We start from the raw sequence: 12,469 nt of genomic DNA on the forward strand, positions 1-12,469 counted from the left end.
GCCTCGCGAGCGCGGGAGTGTCTGTTGTTCCAGGTAACGGCAGTACCTCCCTCGGTCTTCGCCGCTCGAGTAACGTGAACTGCATGGACAACCGAGCCGAGATCCGCGAATTCCTCAGCTCCCGTCGTGCTCGCATCACACCCGAGCAGGCAGGGCTCCCGGCTTACGGCGGAAACCGTCGCGTCAAGGGGTTGCGCCGTGAGGAAGTCGCTCTGCTCGCCGGTGTGAGCATCGACTACTACGTGCGCATGGAACGCGGAAATCTGGCGGGAGCGTCGGACTCGGTACTCGAAAGCCTTTCCCGGGCATTGCAACTCGACGAAGCCGAAACTGCCCATTTGTACGACCTCGCGAAGTCCGCCAGTGCAGGCGCACCGAGTAGAAAGCGCCCCGCCCCCAAGGGCGTGAGCCCGGCGATTCAGCAGATACTCGACGCCATCACCGACGCGCCGGCGTGGGTACGCAATGCCAGGCACGACATGCTGGCGGCCAATCGCATGGCGCGCGCGTTGTATTCGCCAGTCTTGGCTGATCCGCGTAGGCCGGCGAACAACGCCCGCTTCGTGTACCTGGACCCGGCGTCGCAGGACTTCTTCGTAGATTGGGAGCGCGCGGCAGACGACATCGCCGCGATGCTCCGTTCGGAAGCGGGGCGCAATCCCCATGACAAGGCGCTGACCGAGCTCATCGGTGAACTTGCCACTCGCAGTGAGGTATTCCGCACCCGGTGGGCGAAACACAATGTGCGCTTTCATCGGACGGGATTCAAGAAGGTTCGTCACCCCGTCGTCGGCGACCTGGAGCTGAACTTCGAGGCGATGGAACTGCCGTCCAATCCCGGGCTGACACTGCTGGTCTACACCGCGGCGCCGGGGACGCCCACGGCTGACGCACTCAAACTCTTGGCGAGTTGGGCGGCAACCCAGGATCAGTTGGATCCGGCGAACGACAGCGAAGCGGCGCTCTGAGTTCGGTCGGCAAGTAGACCTGTCGATCAGCTCAGATGCGTTACCGCCCAGGCCACCTGGTCTCCACCCCGTCGCTTGGCTCGATACATCGCGTTGTCGGCGTCGGCAAGTATCCGATCGATGGTTCCTGAAGCGTCCGGGATTGTCGAGGACAGCCACACGCTGGCTCCGACGCTCACGGAAATCGACTGCCGACCGGCGGGCCGCGATATCGAATTGTGAATGTCGACCACGGTTTGTTCGATGCGACGTGGCTCCACGGGCATGAGAATCACGAACTCGTCGCCGCCTGTCCGGGCAACCAGCCCGACCTCTCCGACCGCTGAGTTCAGACGCCGACCGACTGTCACCAGCATCCGATCACCTTCTGCGTGACCCAGTTTGTCGTTGACGCTCTTGAACGAATCGACATCGATCACCACCGCGAGGACAACGTGTCCTTGGAGTTCGCCGACACCGAACAGTTGTTGCCAGACGTTGTGCAGCCCACGTCGGTTCAGAGCAGCGGTGAGTGGATCGCGCCAAGAGTGTCGTGCATCGTCGGTCAGGTACAAGACGAGGAAATGCACGGTCATCGCGGCGGACGCGATAACACACCCGATGACGAATCCAGTGGACACCGACAGCGAAGAATCGGTATCCGGATCGGTTACAGCGCGAATTGTCAGTAGGGCAACGACGAACAGCGCGCCGACGATCTGTGCCGTGACTATTCGAGGGCTGTGGAATACCGACGAATAGTTCGCGACGACCACGAACAGAACGGCGCCGGTCAACGCCAGGAAGCTCGAATGGATTCCGGCGAGAAGTATCAAGGACAAGCAGATATTGGTGAGCGAAATGAAACGAACGGATTGGTGGTGGCTCGGCCAAGACCGTCCGAGTGACCAGCGAATCATGCAGTAGAGCGCGATCATGCATGCTGTGCCCGCCGCGAGCCGTTCAGGGAGGTCGGTTGCGCCACCCTTCACGAATTGAGCCAGTACGGCGAGTGCCACGAACACAGCGCACCAAAAGGTGACGACCACTCTGGCTGTCCCCAACATCGATCGAGCAGCCAGAAACCGAGGGAACCATTCACCGTCGTACGCAAGAGACCACCAGCGACGCAACAGTCCAGTTGTTTGACGAATGTTCTGCCCCAACCCCGCAGCGCCACTGACTCCCATGAAACCCCCTCCGAGATCTTGCGAAAATTCCCGGAAGATTCTTCGTCAAGATTTGATCCCCGAACAAGGTACCCGATAGTTGAACGATGGATTGATGCCTCGTGAGGTGTGGGCCGCTCTAAGGTGCGATCGGTGTGGTCAGGATCTTTCTGAGTGCCGGAAGATCCAGGGTTGCAGCAAGATCTGCAATCGTGACTCCCGACAGCGATGCGCGCCAGGCTTTTTCGGCGTCGGCCATGACTTTGGCAATTCCGCAGGCGGAACGGCACTGCTCCGGTGGAGCGGCGAGGATTCCTTGCTGTCGAATCTCCGTGCACCGGAACGCAGGTTCGGTGCCGTCAACGGCCTGGACGACGTCGAGAACGGTGATTTTCTCGGGAGCCCGGGTGAGGACGTACCCACCGTCTCGGCCCTCGGTCGGATTGACCAGACCAGCGTGCGCGAGCGCTCGCAGGTGCTTCGCCAGGTATGTCTTCGACACCCCGTGAAGTTCGGCGAGTCTGGCTGTGGGTACCGGCCCCTCGGCCTGGCTGAGAACCACACAGCAGTGGAGTGACCACTCCACGCCTCCGGAAAGCTTCATGGTTGAACTCTATCGACGTGGTGGAACGTGATGCGGGCCGGACGTCGCTCGAGTGGTCGACGTCAGGCCTTCTCGGCAAGCCACGCGTCGTACGTTGTCGGCGCGATCCATGCGTCGGCGCCGGGTGTCGGGGTGAGTGCCGAGTTGTCGAGTTTCGCACCGAAGTACCCGGCCTCGGGGTCGGAGATCACCGAGCGCTTGTCGCCGGTGACGACGAACAGGCGCCGGACCAGTTCGTCGATGCCCAGTGGTTCGGGCCCGGCGATCTCGACCGTGCCGTTACGCGGCGCACCGGTCACTACCTCGGCGACGTGAGAAACGACGTCCCGTGATGCGATGGGCTGCAGATGTGCCTGTGTTGCATGGACCGTGCCGTCGGTGGTTCCGGCGTCGGCGATTCCGGCGACGAACTCGAAGAACTGGGTCGATCGGACGATCGTGTATGGGGTCGGGCCGGCTTTGACCAGGTCTTCCTGGGCGATTTTGGCTCGCATGTACCCGGAATCGGGCAGTCGATCGGCGCCGACGATGGACAGGATGACGTGGTGACCGACGCCCGCCTTCTCTTCTGCGGCGAGGATATGGCTGGTTCCGTCACGGAAGAAGGCCAAGACGTCTTCGTCCGACCACGACGGAGAATTGGTCAGATCCACGACGACGTCGGCACCATCGACTGCTTCGGCGATTCCTGCGCCGGTGGTGATGTCGATCCCGTCTGCCCGACCGAGCGCCTTCACGTCGTGCCCGGCGTCAGCGAGCTCGGCGGCGACCTGGCTTCCGATCAGTCCGCTTCCGAAAATGACGATCTTCATGATTTTCTCCTTTACTCGGATAAGTCGTGTCCAAGTATACTCGGACACAACTTATCCAAGTCAAGGGTGTCTGATCAGCCGAAGAGTTCGGCTGCGAGTGCTTCGTAGGTCGCGAGCGGATCACCCTCGGCGGGAAGTGCTTGGATCGCAACGTGATCGGCACCTGCCGCGACATGCTCCCGAAGTCGATCCGCGATGGACTTCGCGGTACCGCGCGCAACCAGAGCGTCGATGACGCGATCGTTTCCTTCGTTCGCCAACTCTTCGGGCGCAAAACCGAGGCGCTCGAGATTGCTCGTGTAGTTGCGCAGATACAGATACGGGTTGGCGACGGCGGGGCGACTGATTGCTCTGGCCTTCTCCGGATCGGTTTCCAGAACAACCTTGTGCTCAGGGGCAAGAATCTTCGAAGGGCCGAGGATTTCACGAGCTTCGGCGGTGTGTTCGGGGATGGTCAGGTACGGATGCGCGCCGGCAGCGCGATCTGCGGACAGTTTCAACACCTTCGGTCCCAGTGCGGCGAGGACGCGCCGCGATTCCGGGACCTGGGCCTCGTCGAGTTCGTCGAGGTACGACACGAGCGAGGCGTACGGCTTGGTGTAGTCGCCGGTCGCCTCCGGATGTCCGACGCCTACGCCGAGGAGGAATCGCCCCGGATGCGCGGCTTCGAGTCGGTGATAGGACTCCGCCACCTCGGCTGCAGGTGAGGACCAGATGTTGACGATTCCGGTCGCCACGGTGATGTGCTCGGTCGCGTCGAGAAGTTTCTCGGCGATCCGTAGATCGGCGCGTGGTGAGCCGCCGATCCAGATGGTGCCGAAACCGAGTTTCTCGATCGCTGTTCCCAGTTCGGGCGGCAAACCAGCCGCTCCTCGCCAGATTCCGTAGGTGCCCAGGTCAGGTGTTTTCGTAGTCTCCGTCACAGCGGGTGCAACTCGGCTGCTGCCGGGATCTATTCCTTCCGTCGTCATTTGCCCGGCGCGCGGTAGTCGGTCGGTCGCTTGACTGCCTCGTCGATCTGCTCCGGCGTGAGCAGCGTGATCGACTCCGAGCGTGCTGCACCTGCCGCAGCCGTGCGAATGCTCAATGCGGCTGCCGCGACGTCGTCCGGCAGGTTGCCGATGACGAACATGTCGTGACCGCCCAGCGCGAAGTGGCAGGATTCGACTGTGCCACCGATGCTTTCGACCATTCGCGTTATCGCGTCGCGCCGCGCAGTGCCTCCCTCCTGCTGTAGACCGGCGGCGCCGGAGGGTGAGTACGTCACTTGCCAGAGGTATTTCGGCATTTCCACTCCTTGCTCGGGATGGGTACTTCGATCGTGTACCCGTAGGGCGCTCGGTGGCAATGGGTAGGGGACAATCACGGCATGGTTGGAACTCCGGTGATCGTGACTATCGTGTCCGTGTGTGTGGGTTTTGTGATCTTCATGCTGGCTGCCAGTGGTGCACGCGGAAAGTGGGACCGTCGCCTCGTGATCGCGTTGTTCGTCGGCGCGGTGGTGTGCCTGACCGTCGTACCGGTATCCGTCGCGCTCAGTGCCGGAGTTTGAAACACGGAGTGTCAAAACGCTCGAGTGCCGCTTAGTCTGAATCGATGGCAGATATTCGGGTAGGTATCTCCGGGTGGACGTATCCCGCGTGGCGCGGAGATTTCTATCCGAAAGGTCTTGCTCACCGCAAAGAATTATCTTATGCCGCAGAGAGATTGACGTCGATCGAGATCAACGGCTCGTTCTATGCGCTGCAGAAGCCGGAAAGCTACACCAAATGGCGCAGTGAAACTCCCGAAGATTTTGTGTTCGCGATCAAGGGTGGCCGGTACATCACGCACATGAAACGACTGCTCGACGCCCGTGACGGACTCGCCAACTTTTTCGCCGCCGGAACACTCGCCCTCGGCCCCAAACTCGGACCGATCCTGTGGCAGCTACCTCCGACGCTGCAGTTCGAACCGCAGCGGTTGACCGACTTCTTCGACGGTCTTCCCCGCACCACCCAGGCGGCAGCCGATCTGGCAGCACAGCACGACGACAAGCTCACCGAAGACCGAGTGTTCGCCCAGACCGAGAGGGACGTGCCGATTCGCTACGCGGTGGAAGCGCGGCACGCCAGCTTCGAGACCGACGAAGCCGTGGACCTGATGCGCGAGCACTCCATCGGTTTTGTCGTCGCAGACACCGCCGGCAGATATCCCCGCATCACCACTCCGACTACCGATTTTGTCTACGTGCGGATGCACGGGGACAAGGAACTGTATGCGAGTGGGTACACCGACGAAGCTCTGGACAAGTGGTCCAAGCGCTTTCGGGATTGGATGGACGAAGGCCTCGACGTGTACGTCTACTTCGACAACGACATGAAAGGCTTTGCGCCGCACAACGCAATGTCCTTGTTGGAGCGGCTGCGCTGACGGATCGCCTGGCCTGTCGGTGGGATGTGGAAGGCTTCCGCATGAACGCGAGGACCGAGGAGATACCACGATGACGCCAGACCAGCGGACGCCGGAACAGAGCTGGCCGACGCATTGGCCGAAGGTCGCCCGTGACATCGCCGATGCCACGGCCGACGCACTCGCCGCGGTGCGGGCGGCAAATCGTGACGGACTGCTCGTGGCTGTCGAGGAACTGCGCGGGCTCTCGTTCGAGCAGGTCAGCTCGGTTCACGCGGCGATCGTGCGCGAATTGCTCGAGGACACGCATCCGGACGGCTTGTCCAGCGAGGACGTGCAGGATGCGCTCACTGTTTGCGCCAAGTCCACAATCGTGTGGCTGCCGGATCTGGACGTGCAGGCGCTCGCTGCGGTCTACACCGGGGCGCTCGGGATTTCGGATTTGGAGGACGATTCGTTCCGCATCGGGCACGGCGCGTACCTGCGTTCGGCGGTTCTGGTCATCGGAAGTCTGTCGACCGGAGTGAAGAAAGCTCAGAGCGCGTACATCATTCGTGCAATCGACGAAATCGCACGTGCTCAGACCATCGAGATGCCCTGAGCGTCAGCTCGTAAATCGAATTAGGCTGAGGTCATGTCCAAGATCGCCAGCGCAGATCGTGTTTCGTTTGCCGAACTCCTCGAGTTCATCAGGCCGCGCCATCGGGCCACGCTCGTCACGGTGAAGAAATCCGGCGAGTTGCAGATCTCTCCGGTGACGTGCGGAGTCGACGACGAGGGCCGGATCGTCATCTCCACGTACCCGGAACGGGCCAAGGCCGCGAATGTTCGCCGCACCCCGGCGGTGTCTCTGTGTATCCACTCCGACGAGTGGAACGGTCCGTACGTCCAGGTGAACGGAACCGCGGAGTTGATCGACCTCCCGGACTCGGTGGAACCGTTGGTCGACTACTACCGATCCATCGCCGGTGATCATCCCGACTGGGACGAGTACCGCGAAGCCATGCGCAAGCAGGGTAAGAGCCTGATCCGCGTCACCGTCGACTCCTGGGGTCCGATCGCAACAGGCGGGTTTCCGCCCGGACGCTGACGCTATCGAGCAGGTGGCGAGAGTTCGATTACGTGCGCATCTCTGGCGGCCAGCGGTTCTTTGCAGTGTGCGCACACAACTTGGGCGTGCAGGATCTCACCGCAACGATGCTCGACGACGGTAGGCGGCGGACCCGTCGTCGCAAAGGTATCTCCCCATTCCATGAGTGCCATCAGGATCGGGTAGAGCGCCTTCCCTGATTCGGTGGCGACGTATTCGTAGCGCGGTGGATGGTCTTCGTAGCGACGCTTCGTGAGGACGTCGGCCTCGACGAGGGTGCGCAGACGCGCGGCGAGGATGTCGCGGCTCGCACCCGTGCCCGCGGCGATCTCGTCGAACCGTCGTTGCCCGAGGACGATTTCTCGGAGCACCAACAGTGACCACTTCTCGCCGACGACCTCCAAGGCGTTGGCGATGGAGCAGTTGCGTCCTTTTGTCGCCGTCATCTCTGGGGCCCCTGTTAGTTGGAAAAGTTAGTTGGGAATTCCAACTTAGCACTTGACGGTATGTATTCGAGGGCGGAAGGTAGGTCGAGAAATCCAACGGAGCAGATGAGGGGTCGTCATGACGGAATTGAATCTCGAGGCAGCAAGCGGATTTGTCAGCGCTGCCGGATTGCAACTGGACGAGGTGTCCGGCACGAAGGTCGTCGGGCACATCGATCTGTCCGAGGCGCATCACACTCCGTGGGGTGTAGTTCACGGCGGTGTCTACACGACCGCCGTCGAGTCGGCCGCGAGTATCGGAGCCAGCACTGCAGTGGCGGATCGTGGCGAATTCGCCGTCGGCGTCCACAACGGAACGGATTTCCTGCGGGCGCGTACGGGTGGGCGCGTGGACGTCGTGGCTGTGCCGATTCAGCAGGGACGCGTTCAGCAGTTGTGGTCGGTGGTCATCACCGATCCGGAATCGGGCAAAGAGGTGGCTCGCGGTCAGGTGCGATTGCAGAACGTACCGCTGCCGAAGTAGGTCAGTCCCAGATTCCAGAGTCGATGTTGCGTGAGATTCGTTTGAGCAGTGCCGTCAACTGGGCGCGTTCGTCCTCGTCGAGTCCGGTCAGTACTTGACGGTCTCGCTCGACGCGTCGGGGAAACTCTGCCTCGACCAATGCGCGACCGGCATCGGTGAGTTGAAGCAGAACCACCCGTCCGTCGTGTTCGAAACGCTGACGCTCGACAAAGCCCAGCTTGGCCAGACGGTCTGCGTGTTTTGTGGTGGCGGCGCCGCTGACCATCGTGACGGCGGTGACTTCGCTCGCTCGCAGGGGGCGGTCACTGCGAGCGAGTGCACTCATCACGTCGAATTCGGCGCGAGAGACCCCGCTGGACGCCAGGGCGCGGTCGAGCTGGTGAAGAGACTGAGCGTTGATGCGGGCGATCCGGCCCATAACTTCGACGGGGGCGGTGTCGAACTCCGGGTAGGCGCGCTTCCATTCGCGACGGACTTTGTCGATGAAGTCGTCTTCGGATCTGTCAGTCGCACCCATGGCCCCATCTTAGCGACAGAATTCACATTACTTCACAAGTAATTTACTGGTGAAATAAATGTATGCTGAGTCGGTGACCCGAACCGAAACCGCAGCCAGGACGCCCAGCCGTCTCACTCATTCGAGTGAGGCCATTGCACATACGGTCTCCGGGGCGACGTGGCGAGCGGCTTTTCGCGTCGGATCCGCCGACGCGACCATCGCCCCCGCGATCAGGGTCGGGCTCGCCACCGCCGTAGTCCTCGTGGTCGGCGGACTGCTCGGGCATCGGGAGTTGGCCGGCTTCGCGGCCTTGGGCGCGCTGTGCGCCGCGTTCGGTAGGTACGAGCCGTATCCCCGGTTGGCGGGCAAGCTGGCGATGGTCGGTGCCGCATTGGTGGTGTCCATCGCTTTCGGCAGCGCAATGGGTGTTGTGGGCGTTCCGATGTGGTTGCAGATCGGCATCCTGTCGTTGCTGGCCGGTGCGTCGTACTGCTTCATGTCGGGCTTCCGGATCACCGGACCAGGGCCCGTCATCCTCGTCTTCGCGGCGACCGGTGCAGCCGGATATGCCTCCAGTGTCGATGATCTGGCGAGGCTGGTGACTGCCGGTGCGCTCGGAGTTGTGGTCGGTTGGGTGGCCGCGATGCTCCCAGCGCTCGTACTGCCGATGGGGCCTGCCCGTCTGGCAGTTGCTCGTGCAGTCTCCGCGGTGGGGCGTCTCGAACAGTCCGGCACAGACGCAGTGGAACCGGCGCTCGGATCGATTGCCAACGCCCGCTTGGTCATTGCGTCGAGCGGTCGGATCAAGTCGACCGTCGATCACGGACGCGAACTGGTCGCGGTGCTCGACGAAGCAGAAGCGGCAGTACAGCAATGGCAGTTGCACGGCGACGCGACTTTGATCCGGAGTATTGCTCAGCACGAGAAGGAGCTTCGGAAGCTCAAGCGCTCCAGCATGATCGAACACGACCTCGCGCCGGCGCCCACGCTTGCCGCCCCCGAGGGCTATTTTCTCGAAGGATTGCGCCGACTGTATTCGCGCCCGGTGCGGATGAATGCTCTCCGCATTGTGGCGGCCTCGGCTCTGGCCGGTTGGCTCGCGGCAGGAGCCGGGTTGGAGCATCCGCTGTGGGCGTCGATGGGTGCCATCGCCGCGATGCAGGGACTGAACTACAAGCAGACCGTCCAGCGCGGGATTCAGCGGTTGGTGGGAAATGTCGGTGGCGCCGTCGTGGCCGCTGGGCTCATCGCTTTGACACTCGGCTACTGGCAAGCCGTTGCCGTGATCGTGATTCTGCAGACTGCTGCGGAGCTGCTCGTGATCAAGAACTATGCGCTGACGTCACTCGCCGTCACTCCGATGGCACTGCTTCTCATCGGTTTCAGTGCCCCGATCGGGACCGAAGCGGCAGTGGCTCGCGTCGCAGACACTCTCATCGGCGTGGTGATCGGTATCGTCGTCGCCGCTGTCACGATCAGTCGATCGGATCGCCACCACGTCACCGTGTAACCGGTACTGCTGTGCTTCCGGTACTGCTGTGCTTCCGGTACTGCTCTGTTTCCGGTACTGCGTAGGCTCCTGCAGGTGGAGGACAGCACGCCGATCGACGGCCGGAAACTGCGTTACCAGCATCGCCGTGCCGAATTGCTCGCGCAGGTAACCGCGTATGTCACGGCGAACGGCGTCGGTGAACTGTCCATGCGGCCGTTGGCCAAGGACCTGGGGATCAGCCATGCGACACTCATCCACCATTTCGGTTCGAAGGAACAACTACTCACTGAAGTAGTCGCCACCCTGCGAGACAGCTCTTCTCTCGACATCTCTTCCGGGACCGACATCGTCGAGATGTTGACGAGTTACTGGAATAGGCGCACATCAGCGGAATCGTTGCCGAACTTTCGCTTGATGTTCGAGATCTACGGACAGGCGTTGTTGCATCCGGAGCGGTATCGCGAGTTTCTCGATCATGTGGTGGGGGACTGGTTGGGTGGTTTGACGGAAGCTGCGCTCGCGCATGGATGTCCGCCCGATCGCGCTGATCGCTACGCGACGATCGTGTTGGCGCAGATTCGGGGGTTGACGCTCGATCTCGTGACGACCGGTGACCGCGTCAGAATCGACGCGGCGTTTGCCGAATTCGCGGCCGCGATGGGCGCTCTGGTCAGCTCGTGGAAGGCGATCTGACGGTCCGATTGCCGTGACGCTTCAGGCGATCTGCTCGAACAGGGACACAATGATCCCTTCCGGCCCACGCACGTAGGCCATGCGCACGCTGTTCTCGTACTCGCCGATCCCGCCGATGAGCCCGTAACCATCCGCAGCCACCGCGTCGACCGCCGCCTGGAGATCGCCCACCTCGAAAGACACGTTGCGCAGACCGATCTCGTTGGCCATCGGAGCAGGCGATCCGGGTACGTGGTCGGGCGTGACGAAGGACGAGAGCTCGAGCCGTGACCCTTCGCCCGGAGGGCGCAGCATGGCGATTTCACACTTTGCTCCAGGGATACCGCAGACGGTTTCCACGAACTCGCCCTCCACGGATCCGGTGCCCTCCACCTCGAGACCCAGACCGACGAAGAACGCCGTCGCTGATTCGAGGTCCGCGACGGTGATGCCGATGTGGTCGAAACGCTGTACGTGTGCCATGGACACATCCTCCTACTGTTTCTTCGTGCCGGTTCGATACTGGGTCGGAGTCGGGGCCGGGATCTCGACATGTACGTGTCGCAAAGCTGCAAGATTTTGCTTGACCGATCGGTTAAACAAAATCTACGATAACGTCCAACGAGGTCGCCCACCGCACGAACCGGAGTCGTCAGACGTGAAATTCCAGTCGAAGTCGTTTGCCCGCATATCCATCGCAGCCCTCTGTGCTGCAACGATCGGCTCCGCCGTTGCTGCGCCCATCGCGTCCGCGCAGGCGCCGAGCGCGTCGCAAGCCACCGGCACTGTGGTGTCGAGTGAGCCGCTACCGAAGGATCTGTGGATTCCGGGTACCGCCGACGCCAAGCGATTCACGTACTGGACCATCGGTTCCAACGGCGGGCCCGCGCTGAGCAGTGGCGCGTACTACGTCCCGGCCGGCCCGGCACCGGAAGGTGGTTGGCCCGTCATCGCCTGGGCGCACGGCACCACCGGACTCGACGATTCCTGTGCCCCTTCGCTGGTCGGTCCCGGCCTGCCCGAACGTGACTACCCGTACCTGGGGCGCTGGCTCTCGGAGGGCTACGCCGTCGTCGCCACCGACTACGTCGGTCTGGGTACACCAGGGCTGATGCCGTACCTCGACGGAAAGGTGGAGGCGCACAGCGTAGTCGACTCGGTCAAGGCGGCCCGGGTCATCGACTCCTCCATCTCGAATCGTTGGGCAGTGGTCGGACAGTCGCAGGGCGGCGGTGCGGCCATCACGACGGCCCGCTACGCAACCGAGTACGGAGGGGATTCGCTCGACTACCGCGGTGGCGTGGGTACCGGAGTGCCGGCCAACATCGAGTTGACCCTCCTGCCTGCCGGTCCGGGCTTCCCTCCCATCGCCCTCGGCGGCGGGTTGACGTCGTACGCGCTCTACATCCTCGCGGGCTTGCGGGAAGCGCACCCCGAGATCGACTTGAATTCCTACCTGAACGACTTGGGGAGGGAAAAGGTCGACTCGGCCGAAAAGCTCTGCGCCGCAGACCTGGACGAGGCATCCAAGGATCTGGTCCTCGGTGACATCTTCTCCCGCCCGCTCAGTCAGATCCCGAACTTCCAGGGTCTGCTGAACGATTACATGGGTGTACCGACCAGTGGATACGACCGCCCTATCTTTATCGGCCAGGGCCTGCTTGACGTGGATGTCCCTGCACCGTCTGCACTTTCGCTGGTTGCAGCGTTGGTCGCCAACGGTGAACCGGTCACGTTCAAGACCTACAACACCGATCACAGCGGCGCTTTGGTCGAATCGCAGGCCGACACGATTCCGTTCGTCGCGAACCTGTTCCGCTAGGC

At 62.2% G+C, this 12,469-nt stretch carries 17 protein-coding genes; 9 read left to right on the forward strand and 8 right to left on the reverse strand.

The genetic code is table 11. From position 1 onward, the window contains the following. Positions 1 to 83 precede the first annotated feature (83 nt). Entirely contained in the window at positions 84 to 968 is an 885-nt protein-coding gene (locus H351_RS06335; RefSeq protein WP_029256416.1) for a helix-turn-helix transcriptional regulator, read from the forward strand. A 26-nt stretch (positions 969 to 994) separates the two neighbouring features. Here the strand turns inward: H351_RS06335 and H351_RS06340 are convergent, their stop codons facing one another. The 5 genes from H351_RS06340 to H351_RS06360 all read right to left on the reverse strand — a co-directional run bounded on the left by H351_RS06340 (position 995) and on the right by H351_RS06360 (position 4,820). Next, the gene (locus H351_RS06340) at positions 995 to 2,137 is read right to left on the reverse strand and encodes a GGDEF domain-containing protein (protein WP_020909360.1); all 1,143 of its coding nucleotides are present in this window, start codon (positions 2,135 to 2,137) and stop codon (positions 995 to 997) included. Between the two features lie 118 nt (positions 2,138 to 2,255). Then, positions 2,256 to 2,720, reverse strand: coding sequence for an RrF2 family transcriptional regulator (locus tag H351_RS06345; RefSeq protein ID WP_020909359.1), 465 nt, complete (start codon positions 2,718 to 2,720; stop codon positions 2,256 to 2,258). Positions 2,721 to 2,782: 62 nt separating this feature from the next. Then, a complete protein-coding gene (locus H351_RS06350) occupies positions 2,783 to 3,532 on the reverse strand; it encodes an SDR family oxidoreductase (RefSeq protein ID WP_029256415.1) in 750 nt (249 codons plus the stop codon). Between the two features lie 74 nt (positions 3,533 to 3,606). Then, a complete protein-coding gene (locus tag H351_RS06355) occupies positions 3,607 to 4,455 on the reverse strand; it encodes an LLM class F420-dependent oxidoreductase (RefSeq protein WP_029256414.1) in 849 nt (282 codons plus the stop codon). Between the two features lie 44 nt (positions 4,456 to 4,499). Further along, positions 4,500 to 4,820 (reverse strand): GYD domain-containing protein, encoded by a 321-nt coding sequence (locus tag H351_RS06360; RefSeq protein ID WP_007729728.1) that lies wholly within the window; start codon positions 4,818 to 4,820, stop codon positions 4,500 to 4,502. Positions 4,821 to 4,901: 81 nt separating this feature from the next. Here H351_RS06360 and H351_RS06365 point away from each other — a divergent pair, with 81 nt between their 5' ends. The 4 genes from H351_RS06365 to H351_RS06380 all read left to right on the forward strand — a co-directional run bounded on the left by H351_RS06365 (position 4,902) and on the right by H351_RS06380 (position 7,013). Then, positions 4,902 to 5,084, forward strand: coding sequence for a hypothetical protein (locus H351_RS06365; protein ID WP_007729726.1), 183 nt, complete (start codon positions 4,902 to 4,904; stop codon positions 5,082 to 5,084). 44 nt (positions 5,085 to 5,128) lie between these two features. Then, complete coding sequence (locus H351_RS06370) at positions 5,129 to 5,944, forward strand: DUF72 domain-containing protein (protein ID WP_019745594.1); 816 nt, start codon at positions 5,129 to 5,131, stop codon at positions 5,942 to 5,944. 70 nt (positions 5,945 to 6,014) lie between these two features. Beyond that, positions 6,015 to 6,524, forward strand: a complete 510-nt coding sequence (locus H351_RS06375) for a hypothetical protein (RefSeq protein ID WP_029256413.1) — start codon at positions 6,015 to 6,017, stop codon at positions 6,522 to 6,524. A 33-nt stretch (positions 6,525 to 6,557) separates the two neighbouring features. After that, positions 6,558 to 7,013, forward strand: a complete 456-nt coding sequence (locus H351_RS06380) for a PPOX class F420-dependent oxidoreductase (protein WP_029256412.1) — start codon at positions 6,558 to 6,560, stop codon at positions 7,011 to 7,013. Between the two features lie 2 nt (positions 7,014 to 7,015). Here H351_RS06380 and H351_RS06385 read toward each other — a convergent pair whose 3' ends face one another. After that, entirely contained in the window at positions 7,016 to 7,459 is a 444-nt protein-coding gene (locus H351_RS06385; RefSeq protein WP_029256411.1) for a winged helix-turn-helix transcriptional regulator, read from the reverse strand. Positions 7,460 to 7,577: 118 nt separating this feature from the next. On the opposite strand from H351_RS06385, the gene H351_RS06390 reads away from it, so the two are divergent. After that, a complete protein-coding gene (locus H351_RS06390) occupies positions 7,578 to 7,982 on the forward strand; it encodes a PaaI family thioesterase (protein ID WP_019745591.1) in 405 nt (134 codons plus the stop codon). A 1-nt stretch (position 7,983) separates the two neighbouring features. On the opposite strand, the gene H351_RS06395 is transcribed toward H351_RS06390, so the two are convergent. Next, complete coding sequence (locus H351_RS06395; protein ID WP_019745590.1) at positions 7,984 to 8,499, reverse strand: MarR family winged helix-turn-helix transcriptional regulator; 516 nt, start codon at positions 8,497 to 8,499, stop codon at positions 7,984 to 7,986. Positions 8,500 to 8,557: 58 nt separating this feature from the next. Here H351_RS06395 and H351_RS06400 point away from each other — a divergent pair, with 58 nt between their 5' ends. After that, positions 8,558 to 9,991 carry an FUSC family protein gene (locus tag H351_RS06400; RefSeq protein ID WP_051636510.1) on the forward strand — a complete coding sequence of 478 codons (1,434 nt, stop codon included), beginning with the start codon at positions 8,558 to 8,560 and terminating at the stop codon, positions 9,989 to 9,991. A gap of 75 nt (positions 9,992 to 10,066) precedes the next feature. Then, positions 10,067 to 10,666 (forward strand): TetR/AcrR family transcriptional regulator, encoded by a 600-nt coding sequence (locus H351_RS06405; RefSeq protein ID WP_029256409.1) that lies wholly within the window; start codon positions 10,067 to 10,069, stop codon positions 10,664 to 10,666. Positions 10,667 to 10,687: 21 nt separating this feature from the next. Here H351_RS06405 and H351_RS06410 read toward each other — a convergent pair whose 3' ends face one another. Continuing rightward, a complete protein-coding gene (locus tag H351_RS06410; protein ID WP_029256408.1) occupies positions 10,688 to 11,128 on the reverse strand; it encodes a VOC family protein in 441 nt (146 codons plus the stop codon). Positions 11,129 to 11,303: 175 nt separating this feature from the next. Between H351_RS06410 and H351_RS06415 the strand changes: the two genes are divergently transcribed. After that, complete coding sequence (locus tag H351_RS06415; protein WP_007729711.1) at positions 11,304 to 12,467, forward strand: alpha/beta hydrolase family protein; 1,164 nt, start codon at positions 11,304 to 11,306, stop codon at positions 12,465 to 12,467. Positions 12,468 to 12,469 lie beyond the last annotated feature (2 nt).

It is taken from the genome of Rhodococcus erythropolis R138, from assembly GCF_000696675.2.
Classification (GTDB): domain Bacteria; phylum Actinomycetota; class Actinomycetes; order Mycobacteriales; family Mycobacteriaceae; genus Rhodococcus_F; species Rhodococcus_F erythropolis.